Genomic DNA, 17,160 nt, shown 5'->3' on the forward strand with positions numbered 1-17,160 from the left:
CAGTCAGCAATGCGCCAGCCAGTCAAACCATTCCGCCTTGGCGCGGTCAGTATAGGCTTTGTAGCGGTCTTTCCGTCCACGCCGACCGCCCTTTAGCCCTTCGACAGGGCGGAACAGGCCAAAGTTCACATTCATCGGTTGAAACGTCTTGGCCTCGGCCCCGCCTGTGATGTGGTGGATCAATGCGCCCATGGCGCTATCCTGCGGCACTTCAGGAAGCGTCCGACCGAGAATCTCGGCAGCGGCCAGCCGTCCGGCCAGCAGTCCCATGGCAGCACTTTCGACATAGCCCTCAACACCGGTGATCTGACCGGCGAACCGGATATTCGGTTTTGTTTTCAGACGCATCTGCGCGTCAAGCAATGTCGGAGAGTTGATAAACGTGTTACGATGAATGCCGCCCAGACGCGCAAAACTCGCGTTTTCGAGGCCGGGGATCATCCGGAATACTTCGGTTTGCGCACCGTACTTCATCTTGGTCTGGAAACCCACGATGTTGAACAGCGTTCCAAGCGCGTTGTCGCGGCGCAGCTGCACAACCGCATGAGGTTTCACGTCTGGCTCATGCGGATTGGTCAGGCCAACCGGCTTCATCGGGCCGTGGCGCAGCGTCTCGCGGCCGCGTTCGGACATCACCTCGATGGGCAGGCATCCGTCAAAGTATCCCGCGGTTTCGCCTTCGTGAAACTCGGTCTTGTCAGCGGCCAGAAGGGCATCAACGAACGCCTCATACTGATCACGGTCCATGGGGCAGTTCAGGTAGGCCGTGCGCTCTTCCTCAGTCTCACCTTTGTCGTAACGTGATTGCATCCAGGCTTTGCTCATGTCGATGCTATCGGCATAGACGATGGGGGCAATCGCATCAAAAAAGGCCAGCGACTCTGCACCGGTTTCGGCCCGGATCGACTCTCCCAGCGACGCTGAGGTCAGTGGACCGGTCGCGATGATCCAATGACCGCCATCGGGCAGGGCGGTGACTTCCTCTCCGGTCACCTCGACCCGTGGATGGGCGTGCAGTTTTGCGGTGACCGCTTCGGCAAAGGGATCACGATCCACGGCCAGCGCGCCCCCGGCGGGCAGACGATGCGCATCGGCCGTGGTCATAATCAACCCGTTGGCTTCGCGCATTTCCCAATGCAGCAGCCCAACCGCGTTTTGTTCGTCATCATCCGAGCGGAATGAGTTCGAGCACACCATTTCGGCCAAGTTGCCGGTCTGGTGCGCAAAGGTGCCAACTTTGGGCCGCATTTCGTGGATCACTACATCCACGCCCATTTCAGCCGCCTGCCAGGCCGCCTCGGACCCTGCCATGCCGCCGCCCACGATATGCAATTTCTGTGTCATGAGGTGCCACATAGGGCAGAGCAAGGCGCAACGCAACACAAGCTGCGCACCGTATCAGATCGTCAACAATTTAAGGGGAACTTGGGGTCGCCGCAGCGGGAATGTCAACGCCGGTGAGAGAAACCAGCTTGGAGGGACCTTCCGCTTACAGCGACCCAAAAGCTATCTGGGGCCTAAGCCTTGTCTCAGCTTTGCCACAGTGTCGCCCTTTTGAAAAGTCCAAAAATGCGAACAGTCGTTAAAATTTACCATGACAATCGCGTTATTGATCCCAATTCGGAGGTCTTTTTTCGATAAATGCGGAAATCCCTTCCTCGGTATCCCGATGCATCATATTCTGCGCCATTACCTCTCCGGTATAGGCGTAAGCCTGTTCGATTGGCATATCGAGCTGTTGGTAAAAAGCTTGTTTGCCGATTTTGACCGCTGATCCAAGCTTATCCGCCAATTGTTCCGCAAGCGACGTCGCTTCCTGCTCCAACAGCGTTTCGGGCACGGCGCGGTTGATCAACCCTAGTTCGGCTGCACGGTCCGCAGAAATGAATTCACCGGTGGTCAACATCTCGAAAGCCTGCTTCCGCGGGATATTCCGGCTGAGCGCGACCATCGGTGTCGAACAGAACAATCCGATATTGACCCCGTTCACCCCAAACCGCGTGCCCTCAGCGGCAACGGCAAGGTCGCACGTCGCAACCAGTTGACACCCCGCGGCCGTAGCGATCCCGTGGACCTGAGCGATAACCGGTTGGGGCAGGGACTGGATCGACAGCATCATCTTGGCGCAACGCGCAAACAGATCCTGAAAATAGGCTTTTCCGCCATCCTCGCTTTGGCGCCCTGCAGTCATCTGCTTGAGATCGTGTCCCGCGCAGAACGCCTTGCCTTCACCAGACAAGATCACGGCACGGATACTTGGGTCACCACCAAGAGCGTCGAATTCGGATTGTAGCGCCGCCAGCATCTCGTCGCTCAGAGCGTTAAGACGGTCCGGCGCGTTCATTTTCAGCCGCGCGACACCCCCTGTGTCGTTACGTTCCAGAATTCCCATCTTGCCCTCCGATCTGATGTCGGGCCAACTCTAGGGCGGCAAATCGAGGAGGGGAAGTATGTCGTTGGTTTTGAACCGCGAACAGCTGTCGGAGTATCTGCATCAGGTGTTTCCACAGGTCCAGCGGGACTTTGCGGTGGACAGTTTGGACGAAAATTCGATCGTAATGCGATTGCTGGTCGAGGACAGGCACTTGCGACCGGGGGGAACGGTGTCGGGCCCGTCAATGTTCGGCCTGGCAGATGTCAGTGTTTACGCAATGATCCTGGCCCGCAAAGGACGCCAGTCATTGGCCGTGACAACAGGCTGCTCAATGGACTTTATGCGCAAACCGGACGGCAGTGCGGATATGATCGGCCGATGCACGTTGCTGAAACTTGGCAAAACGCTTGCCGTTGGCGATGTCCTGATGTTCTCGGCCGGTTCAGACAAGCCCGTTGCCCGAGCCACGATGACTTATTCTCTACCGCCCGAAGGGTCCGCTGCGGCGGCGTTCGGATAAAAAATGGCCGGGTAAGACCCGGCCAAGGAAGAGGTCCCGATAGGGACTGGGGATTGGTTAATACTGCCAGAAATAGCGTTTGATCTCTCGGTCGGCCTGATCGCGGGTCAGCCCGACGTCTTTCAACATGCGATCATCCAACTGCGACAGGTTAACCCTGCTGCGGCGCTGTCGTTCCCACTTTGTGACAGTCGCCGCAAACCGCACGGCCAGCGCGGCAATCATCGGCAGCCGGGGGCTATCGTTCAGCAGCATGAGGGCGGGGGTGTGCATGTGGCGTGTCATCTTGGGTATCCTTTCAAATTGTATTGACACAAAGCTAATATGTTCGGTACATGTGCTTGATACATTCAGCATTGTGTCAAAAGCAAAGGAAGAATTGTAATGGATACAATTTGGCCAGAGGCGCTGCCAAAATCCAAAGGTCCAAAGTACACCCTGGTGGCCGACACAATACGAAAAGCTATTAAGAACAAAGCACTGGAAGTCGGAACGAAACTGCCTCCGGTGCGTGAGCTTGCGTATCGGTTACAAATCACACCTGGTACAGTTGCCAGGGCGTATACGATTCTGACGGAAGAAGGCTTGTTACAAGCCGAGGTCGGACGTGGTACATTTGTAGCGCCGCCAAAATCACCCCTGCTGGACGATGTATGGGCAAGGCAGCTTTATCTGCGCGAAGACAAATACAGCGCCAATGTCAGCCTGTTTAGCCCGCGACTGGCCGATGTCGGACAGGTTGCATTGATCCGTGAATGCCTGAATAAGGTGGCGCAGGCAGATCCGCAGTTGCTGATGAACTATCCCACCCGCGATGCCTACAAGCCCATGAGGCAGGCGGTGGTCGAGTGGCTCTCGGATCTCCCGCTGGGCGCCCTGACCCATGATGACGTGGTTCTGACCCACGGTGGGCAGAACGGTCTGTGCCTTGTTTTCCAAACAATATTGCGTGGTCCCAAGCCGGTCGTTCTGGTCGAGGACTTGTCTTACGCAGGGTTCCGTCGGGCAGGGGAGTTAATGCGGGCCGAGGTAGTTGGCGTCAAAATGGACAAATGGGGCGTTGATCCCGATGCAATGGATCACGTCCTGCGCCAAACACCGGCGCAGGCAGTTTGTGTCTCGCCCGAAGTGCAGAACCCCACCGGCTCTCACACGCCGTTGGAACGTCGAAAGGAGATCGTCGAGGTCGCGCGCCGCCACGATCTGCAGATTATCGAAGACGATTGTTATCGCATGGGGGACGCCCACGCACCCAGCTTTCGCGCCTTGGCACCAGAACGGGGGTGGCATGTATCTTCGATCTCAAAAATCCTGACCCCGGCGTTGCGTGTTGGGTTCGCGATAGCTCCACGGGAACGCAGCGTGGACCTGCGGCGGTCGGCTGAATACGGTTATTTCGGGCTGGCGCAGCCTTTGGCGGAACTAACCCGGTTGCTGCTGTCCGACCCCCGGACGCGCCAAATCGCTAAGGATGTCCGAGTTCGGATGGGCGAGTATGTTCGCGTGGCCGTTAACGCTCTGGGCGGGTTTGATCTGAACTGGGCACCCGACGTTCCGTTCGTCTGGCTGAACCTGCCCTCGGGCTGGCGCGCTGCTGCATTCAGTCGTGCGGCCGAGCGAGACGGCATACAGTTGCGGTCCGCTGACGAATTCGCGCTGCGTGACGGGCGCGCACCGAACGCCGTACGCATTGCAATGAACGGCCACGTGTCGTTGGAGCGGTTCGAGGCCGCGATGCAGCGCCTGAGGGCGCTTCTGGATAACCCCCCCGAGCAGATCAGCGTCTGAAGGTTCAGCCCAAAGGTTCAGGATCGCCAAAGAACCCGGCCAAATGTGCGAACCTTCCCTCGGCATCCAGATGCGCAAAATCGTGGCCGGCAACGACGATGCCGCCATCCGGACCAACCAAACGCCAGGTGAAGTGGATGACATCGTTATGACCACTGGCCTTGCTGGTCAGCTCTAGCTTGCCGCCCGTGCTTTGCGACACTTCTCCGATATGATCGCACAGGTTTGACCGGCCCTTCACCTCGGCCATGGGGTCGACATATATTCCGTTCTCTGCAAAGCACGCAGTCAGAATTTCAAGCCGTTTGCTCCGGTCTGCTTCCTGCCATGCCGCCCCATAGTCGGACACAGTTTGTTGCCAGTTCATTATGTGATTTCTCCCATATCGGATATCGGATTGTAAATTAACGTTCACTCTGTATGTCGATTTACCCAACGAAGTATGGGGTAAAATAATACCTATTTTTTAATTCATTGATTTTGCAGAATTTAAATAGGATTGGCGTGGTTGACCTGCGCGACGCAGCCCTCTAAATACGCTCCATCGAATTCGGGCCGCTCCGCCTTGGGGCGGTCTTTCACATCAAACAGGACTATCCTGCCATGAAAACCTTTTCTGCAACACCTGCAGACATCGACAAGAAATGGATCCTGATCGACGCCGAGGGCGTGGTTCTGGGCCGTCTTGCCTCGATCGTCGCCATGCGTCTGCGTGGCAAGCACAAAGCGTCGTTCACCCCGAACATGGACATGGGCGACAACGTCATCGTGATCAACGCTGACAAAATCCAGATGACCGGCAAGAAGCGCGAAGAGAACTTCTACTGGCACACTGGCCACCCGGGCGGCATCAAGTCGCGCACCAAACAGCAGATCCTGGAAGGTGCACACCCCGAGCGCGTGGTCGTTCAGGCCGTCAAACGCATGTTGCCGGGCAACCGTCTGGCGCGTCAGCAGATGACCAACCTGCGCGTTTACGCCGGTGCCGAGCATCCCCATGAGGCGCAAGCGCCCGAAGTTCTGGACGTTAAGTCCATGAACAAGAAAAACACCCGGAGCTAATGACCGATGGCTGATCAGATCAATACTCTCGAAGAGCTGAGCGCCGTCGCAGGCGTTGAAACCGTGGCCGAAGAAGTCATCGTGCGTGAACCCGTACGTGATGAACTGGGTCGCTCGTATGCCACCGGCAAACGTAAAGACGCTGTTGCCCGCGTTTGGATCAAGCCGGGTTCCGGCAAGGTCACCGTGAACGGCAAAGACCAGGACAAGTACTTTGCTCGTCCCGTTCTGCAACTGATCCTGCGCCAGCCGTTTCAGGTTGCCGGCGTAGAAGGTGAGTTCGACGTTGTTGCAACCGTCAAAGGCGGTGGCCTGACCGGTCAGGCCGGTGCGGTCAAGCACGGCATCTCGAAAGCCCTGCAACTGTACGATCCCAGCTTGCGTGGCGCGCTGAAAGCCGCTGGCTTCCTGACCCGCGACAGCCGTGTTGTGGAACGTAAGAAATACGGTAAGCGCAAAGCGCGTCGTTCGTTCCAGTTCTCGAAGCGTTAATTCGCTGCCGAGTGCACAAAATCAAAGGGCTCGCATTTGCGAGCCCTTTTTCGTTTTGGAGATGTGTGGAACTTACTCCTCGTACACCATCTTCCACGCCCCGTTTTCCACGACATTCACATAGACTGAATCGGCGCCTTGGTGATCATCCGGCCCAAAGGTCATATGGTTGCCGACCAGTTCATCCTGATAATCCAGCGTTTCCATTGCAGCGATGAAACTTTCATGTGTCAGGTCGGGACCCGCGGCCTCAAGTGCTTTGACCATCATTTCAGCGGCTGCGTAACCGAGCATGGCAAAACCAACCGGATCTTCGCCTGTGGCCGCCTTATACTCTTCGATGAAAGCCGCAGGGGCAGGGTCGTCCGCACGGGCCCACAGATCTTGCCATGAGGCCGCGGCATAGAACCCGTCCGTCACGCCACCGGGCACTTGGGCAACAACGGTCAGGAAACTGGCCGAGGTACCCATGAACTTCATGTCGTTCAGGCCCATCTTTTTGGCAGTTCCGACCACCGTAATCGCCTGACGCACACCCAGAGCAATCGTGACGATATCGCAGCCTTCTTCCTTGAGCTTGCTGAGCGAACCCACAAAGTCCGTTTCATCCGGTTTATGTGTCGTCTCGGCGGCAAAGTTGATGCCCGCTTCTTCGGCACCGGCTTTGCTGCCTTCCAGAATCTCTTCCCCAAAGTCGGTAGGCAGGTACATGGTGCAGACGTTTTGCGACCCGAACTGCTCGGCCAGATATTTCACACCGACGCGGCTTTGATCGAAATAGGTCGAGAAAGACGTGAACTTATTGTCCATCGGATCCTGCAGCATCTGCCGGGCGGCGGTCAGAGGCGCGACATTTGGAATACCTTTAGGATCCAACAACTTGAACCCGGCAAGGTTCATTGGTGTTCCAAGTGATTGCAGCATGGCAAAGACTTTGTCGCGGTTCAGCAGCTTGTTGTAGCCCTGCATCGCGCGCGGCATCTGATATCCGTTGTCTTCGACCACATAACGGATCGTGCGACCGTGGACGCCACCGTCGGCGTTCACGCGGTCGAACACGACATTGGCACCCTTAATCGCCGGAACACCAACGGCCGCGAAAATACCGCTCAGATCATTGACCGAACCAATGATGATCTCGTCATCGGTAACGCCTTGGGTCTGCGCGTTTGCAAGGGTCGCCGAAGCCGTCAAAGCGGTGGCCGTCGCCAACCGCATGATCATTTTCTTCATCTTTCTCCTCCCTTTGGGTTTTCCCTTATTCTATTTGTACATGTCCTCAATGAGATGGCTGTGTTTCTTTTCAACAAAACTGCGCTTCAGCTTCATGGTCGCGGTCAGTTCGTCGTCATCGGCGGTCAGCAAAACGTCGATCAGCCGAAAGTCCTTGATCTGTTCAACCCGGGCAAAGTCCTTGTTGACTGCATTGATCTCGGCCTGGATCCGCTCTTTCACCTCAGCGGCAGCACATAGCGAGGCAAAGTTCGAGAACGGAATTTTCCGGTCCTGAGCAAATTTCTCGACGTTTTCCTGATCGATCATGATGAGTGCGGTCAGATACTTGCGCTTGTCACCGATAATAACCGCGTCCGAGATGTAGTGGCTGAACTTCAACCTACTTTCGATCTCGGCAGGAGTGATGTTCTTGCCCCCGGCTGTAATGATGATGTCCTTCATTCGGCCGGAAATGGTGACGTAGCCGTCATCGTCGACAGTCCCCAAATCACCGGTGCGCAGCCAACCGTCAGCGGTAAAGGTCTCGGCCGTTTTGGCATTATTGCGCCAATAGCCCTGAAAGATATTCAGGCCTTTCAGCTGGATTTCGCCTTCGTCCGAGATACGGATGTCATTACCGGGAACGGCGCGTCCGATGGTTCCGATCTTGTTGTGCTCAATTGTGTTCAGCGTCGCCAGCCCCGAGGTTTCGGTCATACCAAAGCCTTCGATCAAAGGCACGCCAATGGCCCAGTACCACTTCAACAGATCGGTTGAGATAGGGGCCGCACCCGTCCCGCCACGGCGCATTTTGTCCATGCCCAGCATCCTCCGCAAGTTGCGAAGTACCAGACGATCCCACAGCCAAAACTTTGCCGCGACACCTGTGGGCACGGGCTTGCCGGTCAGAATATACTCGGCCCGGGCCAAACCCGCTTTTAACGCCATACCAAAGGCAGCGCGACCCGTCGGCGTTGCGTCCTGCGCCATGATCTGCACGTGGGAATAGATCTTTTCCCAAACTCTGGGCACGGCAGTGAAGGTCGACGGGGACACTTCCTGTAAGTTCGCAAAGACGGTTTCCGGGCTTTCCGCGAAGTTGACAATGCACTTGGCGGCCAGCGGGAAATAGACCGAGACATCTCGCTCGAGAATATGACACAGAGGCAGAAAACACAGCTGTTCGTCGGTCATGAAGGTGGGCAAGGAATGCGCGCCGCACTCGATGGCGGCCAGAACGTTTTCATGGCTGAGCATCGCGCCTTTCGGCATGCCTGTCGTACCAGACGTGTAAACCAACAAGGCCGTATCCTGCGGTGATGCCAGCGCGATTTCGGCCTCAAAGCTGCCGGGTCGTTCCGCCTCGGCCTGTCTTCCCACCGCATAGAGTTCGTCGATCATCATGCAGCGCGGGTGGTTCAGGTCATGAAGGCCCTCATCGTCCAGAATGATGACGTTCAGCAGCCCCGGCAGTTCGCCTTCAACCTGAAAGAACTTGTCCAGCTGTTCTTCGTTTTCGACGATCAGAAAGCGACTGTCGCTGTCATTGATAAGGTATTTCAACTGGTTGGCGGAGTCTGTGGTGTAAACGCCCGAAGCGATACCACCGACGCCTTGAATACCCATGTCGAACCACGCCCATTCCTTGCGGTCCTCGGACAGGATCGAGACGACTTCACCACGCTGCAGCCCCAGTTTACGCAGGGCTAGACCAATCCACTTCGCGTGTTGCCAATAATCAGCCCAAGAATACGACTTCCAGATGCCAAAATCTTTTTCGCGATGCGCGGTGCGATCGCCAAGCTCGGCGCAGCGGCTCTGAAACAACTGGCAGATCGTGATGCATTCGTCGACGCGGATCGGACGTTGACCGGGTGTTGCGTTCAGACGAACGCCGTTGACCGTGATCTGAGGGGGCAGGGTGCTGATATTCATCTGGCTCACCTCCACGTCTTCTTGCGCTTCCAGCGGCGGTTCTCTCTCGCGCCTTCCTCCTGAACGCCCAGATAAAAGTTCTGGATGTCCTCGGACTGCATCAAAACACCCGCCGCGCCGTCCATGACGATGCGCCCCACCTCCATCACATAGCCATGATGGGCCAGTTCCAACGCGGCATTGGCATTCTGTTCGACCAGCATCATCGTCATGTTCTGTTCGTCGTTCAGGCGTTTGAGGATGCCGAAAATCTCTTGCACCAGCAGCGGCGACAAACCCAAAGACGGCTCATCCAGCAGCATGATTTTCGGATTCGCCATAAGGCCCCGACCGATTGCCAACATTTGCTGTTGCCCGCCTGACAGGGTACCAGCCTCTTGGTTGCGCCGTTCCTTGAGGATGGGGAAGTACGAAAACACCAGATCGCGGTCGTGGTCGATTTGCCCTTTGTCCGAAAGGGTATAGGCGCCAAGGCTAAGGTTTTCGTCGACGGTCAGAAGCGGGAACACCTCGCGCCCTTCTGGCACATGGACGATGCCTTTCCGCACGACCTTGTGCGGCTCGGACCCCTGAATTTCGTCACCGTCAAACGTGATCTTACCCTTTTCCGGGTCCATAACGCCTGACACTGTTTTCATCAGAGTGGTCTTGCCCGCACCATTCGCGCCTAAAATTGAAACGATCTTCCCCTGATGAACGTCCAGCGACACGCCCCGGATGGCCATGATGGGGCCGTAGAAGCTTTCGACATTGCGGATCGTCAGGATAGGCTCACTCATGAGGCTTTCCCCAGATATGCTTCGACCACCGCAGGATGCGACTGCACCTCGGTCGGGGTTCCCAACGCCAGTTTTGCGCCGTCCGCCATCGCCAGAACTCGGTCCGACACCCCTGAGACCAGACCCATATCGTGCTCGACCATCAGAACCGTGATCCCCATTTGCCGCCGGATATCGTCAATCCACCAACGCATGTCTGTGGTCTCTTCAACCGATAGCCCCGATGCCGGTTCGTCCAACAGCAGTAGCTTCGGATCGGTGGCCAGTGCGCGCGCCACCTCAACAACTTTGCGCACACCATAGGGCAGACCCGAGATCATTTTGTCGCGAAAAGCCTGCAGGTCGAGAAAGTCGATGATCTCTTCAACTTTCTGCCGGTTCTCAAGCTCCTGCCGCCGTGCAGTGGGTAGGAACAGAACTTCCGAAAGAAAGTTCGTTTTGCGATGGCGATGCCGACCGACAAGAAGGTTTTGGAGAACGGTGGCGTGTTCGAACAACTCAATGTTCTGAAATGTCCGCGCAACCCCATAGGCTGCCACGCCCGAGGGTTTCACCTGTAGAAGATCGTGCCCGTCATAGCGGATCGAACCGGCATATGGATCGTAGAAACGCGAGATGAGGTTAAATACGGTGGACTTTCCCGCGCCGTTGGGGCCGACAATGGCGAAGACCTCACCTTCTTCGACCTCGAAAGACAGGTCGTTCACCGCAGTCAGGCCACCGAATTTCAGGGTGACATTTTCGAACTCAAGCAGGCTCATCTCAGGCGCTCCGTCTTGAGGTAGGATTTCTGACGCTTGAACATGTCTTTGCGATAGAAAGGGAACAATTCGAACCACGTGCGGATCTTGAGCCAGCGACCATACATGCCCATCGGTTCGAACAGGATGAAGGCGATCAGGATCATACCGAAGATGCCGAACTCCAGGCCCGGAATGGCGACAGTGTTGCCGCCGAAAATGGCGCCAACATATTCCTTCGAGATCGACAGGAACTGCGGAAGAAACCCTATCACAATGGCACCCAAAAACGCGCCGTGGATCGAGCCCAGCCCACCGATCACGATCATCATCAGAAGCTGGATGGAGATCACGACACTGAAGGTCTCGTTGTTGAACGCCCCGGCATACATGCCCATTAGGGCACCGGCCCATCCGGTGACGGCGCAGGACAAGGCAAACGAGATCATCTTCGTCCTGGCGATGTCCACACCCATGGCCTGGGCAGAGACTTCGGAGTCCCGCACGGCGATAAAGCTACGCCCTAATGGGGCACGCAGAAGGTTAATGTAACCCAGCGTCACCAGCACTGCCACACCGAGGACCAGCCAGAAGAACTGAACCGGTGTGCCCCAGCGATCAACCAGAAAGCCAAAGATTTCTACCCCGCCCAGATACTTGCCAGCGACGCCGCCCGTGATGGGTTCGGCCAGAACGATGACATCGTCCATCAGGATGGACAAAGCCATTGTGAAGATGGCCAGATAGATGCCGTGCAGACGAAGGGCAGGGATCGCGACGGTTACTCCGGCGATCCCGGTCAAAATGCCCGCCAGAGGGAAGGCGATCAGGAACGGCACCCCCGCCTCCAGCAGAACAACATTGGCGTAGCAGCCAAAGGCCAGAAACGCCGCGTGGCCCAGGCTGACCTGCCCGGTGTGGCCCGTCAGGACCATCAGCCCCAAGCCGGCGATGGCCCAGATCAGGACGTTTGTCAGTTCACCCAGATAGAAGTCATCCAGCCACCAGGGCGCAGCGGCAACAATGATCAGCAGGATCAGATACAGGGTCAGCTGGTATGTGTCTTTCCACGGCCGGATATCCTGCATGTAGTTGGTTTTGAAGACAATCCGCATAGCTTAGACCTTCTTGACCCGAACCTGACTGAACAGCCCGTTGGGACGGAAAATCAAGACCAACAATAGCAACGCGTATGGGGCAATCTGGCTGTACCCGGCGGCGATATAGCGGCTGGCAAAGGGTTCGATCACACCAACAACCAGCCCTCCGGCCAAAGCTCCGGGCAAACTGCCAAAACCTCCGATCACGGCTGCCGCAAAGGCCTTGATCCCAAGCAAACCGGTGTTCGGGTCAACCGAGCCTTTGGCAGCAAACAGGATACCCGCGATCCCGGCGACAACCCCGGCCAGAGCCCAGATGAACCCCTGCACACGCTTGACAGGGATGCCCATGTAGTAAGCCGCGAGTTGGTTCTGCGACGCGCCTTGCATCGCCAATCCCAGCTTGGTCCGGCTGAAAAAGACGTACAGACCCCAGGTCAACAGGATGGTGACCACTATGACCGCCACGTCCTCCATCCCAAGAACCAATCCACCAAACCGAACCTCTTTTCCAGCGAGGGGGTTCTGCAGCGTCTGCGGCTCGTGCCCCCAAATCAGGCCGGCCACAAAGCGGATCACGAACCCAAGCGCAATAGTGAGGATCACAACCGCCGTCTGACTTTCACCGAACAAACGCCGGATGATCAGACGATCAAGGAGATAACCCAAGGCCCCCATGATCGCCAGAGAGATCGGCAGCGCAAGCCAGAACGGAAGCCCCATATACTCGGTATTCGTAAGTCCGATAGTCACAAAGGCGCCCAGCATCATAAAATCGCCCTGTGCGAAATTCACCGCCTCGGTGGCCTTGTAGATCAACACAAAGCCAAGCGCGATGAGGCCATAGACACAGCCATTCGCCAGCCCGCTGATCAGCAGCTGCGCGTTATCCAAATTCACCCTCCCATGCCGGTGTACCCGGCGTTTTTGGCGCCCCGGGCATCCTCCGTGCGCCGGGGCTTTGTTCTACTATGGCGTGATAATCACCTTTCCGTCACTCTTTTTTAGTGCGGTGGCCAGATTTGACACCACATCCTTCAGTGCAAGCCGTTCAGAAACATCGGTTTTCCAACGGCCATCGGCAAAGCGGGCTTGAACGTCACCGACGACACGCATCTGGTCTGCCGGCGGTGTCGAGGTCATCCATTGTGTCAGCCAAAACCCTTCGATCCGCTTGCCCATAAAGATCAACTGACCCGTCTGCGTCAGCTTGGGAAGTTCGGGGCTTAGTTTGCCATAAACAACCCAACGCGCGCCATTTGGCATCGCGCAAAAAATCTGCTCGGATGTTTGGTCCGCGACCGCGTCCAAAAATACACGCGGTTTGAGTTCGGCGCTTAAAGCTGCGAATTTCTGCAACATCTCTGGGTCGGAAGTGACCAGAACATCATACGCGCCAAGCTCTTTCAAAGAGTCTACCGCTTCAGCCCGGCGGACGATTGCGATAGGTTTCAGCCCCAAGTCACGACCCAGCGAACACATCAGCTTACCCAGCTGGCTTGTCGCGGCCGAGACGATAAACGCGTCTCCGGCGGTTCGGGCGATGTCGACCATCGCCATCGCGGTCATGGGATTGACGATCTGCGCCGACCCGTCCTCGTCCGAAATGTCGGGCCGAAGCGGGATGCACATCATCGCCTGTGTCACAACATATTCCGCCCAAGCGCCAGAACCGGCGGCAACAAACGCCACGCGCTGACCCTGCAGGGCTTCGGCTCCGGTGCCGGTGGCGACCACATCTCCGCATCCTTCGAATCCGGCTGGCATGCCTTTTACGCGCGGTTGACCGTATTCGCCTTTGATAAAGTGGATGTCGGACGGGTTTACCGACGAAGCCCGCAGTTTGATCAGAACCTGTCCGGGGCCGGGTTCTGGAACGGGAAGCTCCGCTTCGGCCAGCCACTCAGCAGCGTCTTCGATAAAGGGTCCAGAGGCCGATCCGGAATACCCGTCATGGGTCTGAATGACGGCAAACATGTTTGTGGGCAGGGCGGTCATGGTATCTCCTAATTCCTGTGCGGGCACAGCAAAGACTGGGTCTGTCGCAATTGGTGTGGCTTCGGATTTTGGGGGCAGCCAATCAAACCACAGCAGGCACGTCAATCTGAAGGACGGCTGACGTAGCTGGAGTTCCGGGGCGCGCGAAAGAAAAGGGCCGCTCGAATTCGAACGGCCCCCTGACTTATTGTTGCCCCGACAGCAGTGCACGAAGCTCTTCTATCTTTTCGGCGATCAACTGAGGCGATGCTTTGATGTCATCCAGAATTTTCACGGCCTGATCTTTCAGGTCCTGCGTCAGATCGCTGTTCTGCACCGACGTGACCATGGCGTCATAGTCGAAATTCTGGACACTCAGAGAACCTTGTTCGATCCACGTATTGACTAGATCCTGGCCCTGACTCGCCAAAGATGCGACCTGATCACCTGCCTGATTGGCCAGATCAGTAGCTGTCTGTCCGGCTTGCTCGGCGGCCTGCGAAGCCTGATCGGCGACAGAAGAGGCGGCTTCGTTCACCTGCTCGGTTGCCGCATCCACGGCTTCGTTTACCGCATCACCCGCATCTTGGGCTGCTGACTGAAGTTGCTCAGCCGGGGTGGGTTCTGGTTGGTTGAGGTAGTAATAAATGCCAGCGCCGATGGCGGCGACGAATACAGCTAACAAGATAGTACGCGACATGTGTCTCTCCTTGAAATAAGTGCCGCTTAGATGGGTTAAAACTAATGATAATCAAAGGGGAATTCCCCAAAGTTCTTTTCAATACGGGGTATTGAGCCAGCCTGCGCCGATACGACTGGCGCTGATGGCAATAACACGCCGTCGCGCGTGCCATCGACTAACAACACAGTTGTTGAAAACGATATGGCGACCAAATCGGAAGGATTATGGCGGAGAGACAGGGATTCGAACCCTGGGTGGGCTTGCACCCACAACGGTTTTCGAGACCGTTTTTGATATCTATGCAGAAATCGTCACATCAATAAAACAAGGGCTTTGTGGCGGCAAAATAAGCAGGCACGGCACAGAAAGCGGGTGGGGGTGTCTTAGGAAAGCGTCATAGTGATTTGAGATGGGTGAACTTCTTCAGTTGTCACCGAAGGTGCATTGAGGTTCCGAAGGGCGGATAGCAGACCTTCGTTACCTTTCCCGATTGGACAGTCCATTTCCAGAAACCGGATGTTCGGATCAACCAGCCATGAGAGAATTTTTCACCGACGCCTTGCAGGATTGGTAATTGCACTGCGCAAAAAAGATCGGCTGCTTTAGTATGTGCGGCCAATCAATGAAGCGGTTTCAACGCAGCTCGAGACAGTTGGTTGTCACTCAATTGGGGCGAGTTTGGTTTGGATGACGAACCGCGTTACCGGATCAACGTTTTCGTTTTCGAGCAAAGATACAAACTGGCTGTCCAGAAGCGTTTCATTCCAATTGCGCATGGCAATAGCAATCTCCAAAGCCGACGAGTGATCTTGTTCCAACTCGCGGGAAATAATCCTGATGATCTGATCTCTGAGTGCAGACGACACCAAACCTGAGTCAGTCAGGGCGCGAATGAGGGATTGCTTATGGTCCTGTTTGAGGTTTACCGAACCTAACGCGGCGTCGACAACGGTGATAGCGTCCGGCCCATCGACAGATATCCCAGCCACAGCCCAATCATACGCATACCCCGAACTTTGAAAAACCGAATTGGGATATCGTGTTCGGACAATTTGTCTGGCCTTGCCATCGTCGCCCTGGAGGCCCAGCAACCGGAACGAAACTCATACGAGAGAGGCTGTCGAACTCGCGCAATAACTCGTCTGCAGCAACCGTATTGCGCAATATTTGGATACTTCCGTACGACGCTCGATCGATTTCGATAAGGGAAGTATCTCTTAGCACCCGATCTCCTTGCGAAAGGTATCGGGCAAAAAACGCGACGCGCGCATTGGATGCCGTAGTGCGGTCCTGCCACAGTTCTGCTTCGGCCCAAAGCGCTTCCAGGAACTTTTCGCGCTCGGGGGTCAGCGTGAATATCCTTGTCCTCTTGCGTGACAAGCCACGTCCAGCGCCATCCTTAGAAACGGTACCGTAGGTCAGCAGAACTGTCATCTCGGGGTCAGCGCGGCAGGCAGCGCGGGTTGCGCTGTCAATCAAGAATGGAATTTCAGGGACTCTCTCCAGATCGTCTGAAGTGCTTTTGATGATCTGACGCGGAGCAAATTTGAACGGGTTATCCTGCGCCGGTACCGCCAAAACGACGACATCAGCCGTGATCAAGTGATCCGCAAGTGAGGTCTCGGGCAGCGTGACGCAAACTGGACATGCCAAAGCTGAACGCGGGCCGAACACCCCAAGACAGAAGATCGAAAAATTATTTAATCCTGAGAAAAGGGCAGAGGAAGCTTTTTCCAAGATTGGCTACAGTTATGACATGTGCCAGCACACATCAATCTACTCCTCGACCACGCATCGCAATCCATCCAAGTCGATCAAGACGGTGCGACCATATTCCAAGCGTATTAGGCCTTCGGCCGCCATTTCTCCCAAATAGACAGAAATCTTGGACAGGGCGATATTCGACAGGTCCGCGAGTTCCTGCTGGCTGGCAACAACGGTGTCTGTCGGTTCGGTTCCCTGCAAAACGCCTCGCCATCCGCCCAATCGCAAAAGCGCGGCCGTAATGCGCTTGCGGGTATTTCGTTGTGCAAGGTCATTGGCCGCGGACATGGCCAACAGTTGGTTCATAGAACTTAGGCGGGCAATTGCCGCCCACAGATCAGGGCGCGCATTTGCCAGTGGCCGAAACCGGGAATATGCGATCCTGACCAATCTGACATCGCCTGCTGCCTTCATCTCCACCAAACCGTCAACGTCAAGCAACAACTCTGATTCACCGAACCAGGCACCAGGGTGATGGATATGACCCAGAACCGGTTCCATTTCGGTAAGTGTGAGGCGAACCTGAACCTTTCCCGAGACGGTGCCATAGAGAAAGTTTTGCGCCCCACCAATTGCGTAAATCGTTTCCTTGTCCTTGTACGTGACGATTTCCGAAATCTGCTCAAGTTTTTCTAAGCTTTCTCGAGATACGCCTCTTAGCCATGCTGAAGAAAAGATAGGGAAAAATGTATCTTTAGATTCCTTCTTCATCGCAATTACCCCATTTGGGAA

General features: G+C 56.0%; 19 protein-coding genes. 4 read left to right on the forward strand and 15 right to left on the reverse strand.

Annotated elements, in window-relative coordinates; genetic code table 11:
* Window positions 1–3: 3 nt before the first annotated feature.
* Together trmFO and ACR0J0_RS04995 are read right to left on the reverse strand one after the other, a co-directional pair.
* On the reverse strand, window positions 4–1,344 hold the full coding sequence (gene trmFO / locus ACR0J0_RS04990) for a methylenetetrahydrofolate--tRNA-(uracil(54)-C(5))-methyltransferase (FADH(2)-oxidizing) TrmFO (protein WP_480661675.1): 1,341 nt from the start codon (window positions 1,342–1,344) through the stop codon (window positions 4–6).
* A gap of 262 nt (window positions 1,345–1,606) precedes the next feature.
* Window positions 1,607–2,392, reverse strand: a complete 786-nt coding sequence (locus tag ACR0J0_RS04995; RefSeq protein ID WP_480661677.1) for an enoyl-CoA hydratase — start codon at window positions 2,390–2,392, stop codon at window positions 1,607–1,609.
* A gap of 58 nt (window positions 2,393–2,450) precedes the next feature.
* Between ACR0J0_RS04995 and ACR0J0_RS05000 the strand changes: the two genes are divergently transcribed.
* On the forward strand, window positions 2,451–2,894 hold the full coding sequence (locus ACR0J0_RS05000; RefSeq protein ID WP_480661679.1) for a PaaI family thioesterase: 444 nt from the start codon (window positions 2,451–2,453) through the stop codon (window positions 2,892–2,894).
* 57 nt (window positions 2,895–2,951) lie between these two features.
* On the opposite strand, the gene ACR0J0_RS05005 is transcribed toward ACR0J0_RS05000, so the two are convergent.
* The gene (locus ACR0J0_RS05005) at window positions 2,952–3,179 is read right to left on the reverse strand and encodes a DUF1127 domain-containing protein (protein WP_480661681.1); all 228 of its coding nucleotides are present in this window, start codon (window positions 3,177–3,179) and stop codon (window positions 2,952–2,954) included.
* 99 nt (window positions 3,180–3,278) lie between these two features.
* On the opposite strand from ACR0J0_RS05005, the gene ACR0J0_RS05010 reads away from it, so the two are divergent.
* The gene (locus tag ACR0J0_RS05010) at window positions 3,279–4,682 is read left to right on the forward strand and encodes an aminotransferase-like domain-containing protein (RefSeq protein ID WP_480661683.1); all 1,404 of its coding nucleotides are present in this window, start codon (window positions 3,279–3,281) and stop codon (window positions 4,680–4,682) included.
* 4 nt (window positions 4,683–4,686) lie between these two features.
* Here the strand turns inward: ACR0J0_RS05010 and ACR0J0_RS05015 are convergent, their stop codons facing one another.
* Window positions 4,687–5,049: a nuclear transport factor 2 family protein gene (locus ACR0J0_RS05015; RefSeq protein ID WP_480661685.1), complete on the reverse strand. Its 363-nt coding sequence runs from the start codon at window positions 5,047–5,049 to the stop codon at window positions 4,687–4,689.
* A gap of 236 nt (window positions 5,050–5,285) precedes the next feature.
* Here ACR0J0_RS05015 and rplM point away from each other — a divergent pair, with 236 nt between their 5' ends.
* Both rplM and rpsI read left to right on the forward strand, forming a co-directional pair.
* Window positions 5,286–5,744, forward strand: a complete 459-nt coding sequence (rplM, locus tag ACR0J0_RS05020; protein ID WP_170373746.1) for a 50S ribosomal protein L13 — start codon at window positions 5,286–5,288, stop codon at window positions 5,742–5,744.
* 6 nt (window positions 5,745–5,750) lie between these two features.
* Complete coding sequence (rpsI, locus tag ACR0J0_RS05025; protein WP_039535473.1) at window positions 5,751–6,236, forward strand: 30S ribosomal protein S9; 486 nt, start codon at window positions 5,751–5,753, stop codon at window positions 6,234–6,236.
* 72 nt (window positions 6,237–6,308) lie between these two features.
* On the opposite strand, the gene ACR0J0_RS05030 is transcribed toward rpsI, so the two are convergent.
* The 11 genes from ACR0J0_RS05030 to ACR0J0_RS05080 all read right to left on the reverse strand — a co-directional run bounded on the left by ACR0J0_RS05030 (window position 6,309) and on the right by ACR0J0_RS05080 (window position 17,139).
* Window positions 6,309–7,469, reverse strand: a complete 1,161-nt coding sequence (locus tag ACR0J0_RS05030) for an ABC transporter substrate-binding protein (protein ID WP_480661687.1) — start codon at window positions 7,467–7,469, stop codon at window positions 6,309–6,311.
* A gap of 30 nt (window positions 7,470–7,499) precedes the next feature.
* On the reverse strand, window positions 7,500–9,386 hold the full coding sequence (locus tag ACR0J0_RS05035) for an AMP-dependent synthetase/ligase (protein ID WP_480661689.1): 1,887 nt from the start codon (window positions 9,384–9,386) through the stop codon (window positions 7,500–7,502).
* Window positions 9,387–9,391: 5 nt separating this feature from the next.
* On the reverse strand, window positions 9,392–10,165 hold the full coding sequence (locus ACR0J0_RS05040; protein WP_480661691.1) for an ABC transporter ATP-binding protein: 774 nt from the start codon (window positions 10,163–10,165) through the stop codon (window positions 9,392–9,394).
* Window positions 10,162–10,926, reverse strand: coding sequence for an ABC transporter ATP-binding protein (locus ACR0J0_RS05045; protein WP_480661692.1), 765 nt, complete (start codon window positions 10,924–10,926; stop codon window positions 10,162–10,164). The genes ACR0J0_RS05040 and ACR0J0_RS05045 overlap by 4 nt, the downstream gene beginning before the upstream one ends.
* Complete coding sequence (locus ACR0J0_RS05050) at window positions 10,923–12,020, reverse strand: branched-chain amino acid ABC transporter permease (protein WP_480661694.1); 1,098 nt, start codon at window positions 12,018–12,020, stop codon at window positions 10,923–10,925. Before ACR0J0_RS05050 ends, ACR0J0_RS05045 begins: the two co-directional genes overlap by 4 nt.
* 3 nt (window positions 12,021–12,023) lie before the next feature.
* Entirely contained in the window at window positions 12,024–12,899 is an 876-nt protein-coding gene (locus tag ACR0J0_RS05055; protein WP_480661696.1) for a branched-chain amino acid ABC transporter permease, read from the reverse strand.
* 75 nt (window positions 12,900–12,974) lie between these two features.
* Entirely contained in the window at window positions 12,975–14,003 is a 1,029-nt protein-coding gene (locus tag ACR0J0_RS05060) for a zinc-binding dehydrogenase (protein WP_480661698.1), read from the reverse strand.
* 184 nt (window positions 14,004–14,187) lie between these two features.
* Window positions 14,188–14,682, reverse strand: a complete 495-nt coding sequence (locus ACR0J0_RS05065) for a hypothetical protein (RefSeq protein WP_480661700.1) — start codon at window positions 14,680–14,682, stop codon at window positions 14,188–14,190.
* Window positions 14,683–15,323: 641 nt separating this feature from the next.
* A complete protein-coding gene (locus ACR0J0_RS05070) occupies window positions 15,324–15,653 on the reverse strand; it encodes a hypothetical protein (RefSeq protein WP_480661702.1) in 330 nt (109 codons plus the stop codon).
* A gap of 7 nt (window positions 15,654–15,660) precedes the next feature.
* Complete coding sequence (locus ACR0J0_RS05075; RefSeq protein WP_480661704.1) at window positions 15,661–16,401, reverse strand: hypothetical protein; 741 nt, start codon at window positions 16,399–16,401, stop codon at window positions 15,661–15,663.
* A 39-nt stretch (window positions 16,402–16,440) separates the two neighbouring features.
* Window positions 16,441–17,139: a Crp/Fnr family transcriptional regulator gene (locus tag ACR0J0_RS05080; RefSeq protein WP_480661706.1), complete on the reverse strand. Its 699-nt coding sequence runs from the start codon at window positions 17,137–17,139 to the stop codon at window positions 16,441–16,443.
* Window positions 17,140–17,160: the final 21 nt, after the last annotated feature.

The sequence above is a fragment of the Ruegeria sp. BF12 genome (genome assembly GCF_056538705.1).

Excerpts from the sequence above, each read along its gene's own strand:
- ACR0J0_RS05050 (WP_480661694.1), bottom strand. The coding sequence starts at position 12,020 with ATGCGGATTGTCTTCAAAACCAACTACATGCAGGATATCCGGCCGTGG.
- ACR0J0_RS05040 (WP_480661691.1), bottom strand. The coding sequence starts at position 10,165 with ATGAGTGAGCCTATCCTGACGATCCGCAATGTCGAAAGCTTCTACGGC.
- ACR0J0_RS05015 (WP_480661685.1), bottom strand. The coding sequence starts at position 5,049 with ATGAACTGGCAACAAACTGTGTCCGACTATGGGGCGGCATGGCAGGAA.
- ACR0J0_RS05080 (WP_480661706.1), bottom strand. The coding sequence starts at position 17,139 with ATGAAGAAGGAATCTAAAGATACATTTTTCCCTATCTTTTCTTCAGCA.
- ACR0J0_RS05035 (WP_480661689.1), bottom strand. The coding sequence starts at position 9,386 with ATGAATATCAGCACCCTGCCCCCTCAGATCACGGTCAACGGCGTTCGT.
- ACR0J0_RS04995 (WP_480661677.1), bottom strand. The coding sequence starts at position 2,392 with ATGGGAATTCTGGAACGTAACGACACAGGGGGTGTCGCGCGGCTGAAA.
- rplM (WP_170373746.1), top strand. The coding sequence starts at position 5,286 with ATGAAAACCTTTTCTGCAACACCTGCAGACATCGACAAGAAATGGATC.
- ACR0J0_RS05030 (WP_480661687.1), bottom strand. The coding sequence starts at position 7,469 with ATGAAGAAAATGATCATGCGGTTGGCGACGGCCACCGCTTTGACGGCT.
- ACR0J0_RS05010 (WP_480661683.1), top strand. The coding sequence starts at position 3,279 with ATGGATACAATTTGGCCAGAGGCGCTGCCAAAATCCAAAGGTCCAAAG.
- ACR0J0_RS05045 (WP_480661692.1), bottom strand. The coding sequence starts at position 10,926 with ATGAGCCTGCTTGAGTTCGAAAATGTCACCCTGAAATTCGGTGGCCTG.
- ACR0J0_RS05065 (WP_480661700.1), bottom strand. The coding sequence starts at position 14,682 with ATGTCGCGTACTATCTTGTTAGCTGTATTCGTCGCCGCCATCGGCGCT.
- trmFO (WP_480661675.1), bottom strand. The coding sequence starts at position 1,344 with ATGACACAGAAATTGCATATCGTGGGCGGCGGCATGGCAGGGTCCGAG.
- ACR0J0_RS05000 (WP_480661679.1), top strand. The coding sequence starts at position 2,451 with ATGTCGTTGGTTTTGAACCGCGAACAGCTGTCGGAGTATCTGCATCAG.
- ACR0J0_RS05005 (WP_480661681.1), bottom strand. The coding sequence starts at position 3,179 with ATGACACGCCACATGCACACCCCCGCCCTCATGCTGCTGAACGATAGC.
- ACR0J0_RS05060 (WP_480661698.1), bottom strand. The coding sequence starts at position 14,003 with ATGACCGCCCTGCCCACAAACATGTTTGCCGTCATTCAGACCCATGAC.
- rpsI (WP_039535473.1), top strand. The coding sequence starts at position 5,751 with ATGGCTGATCAGATCAATACTCTCGAAGAGCTGAGCGCCGTCGCAGGC.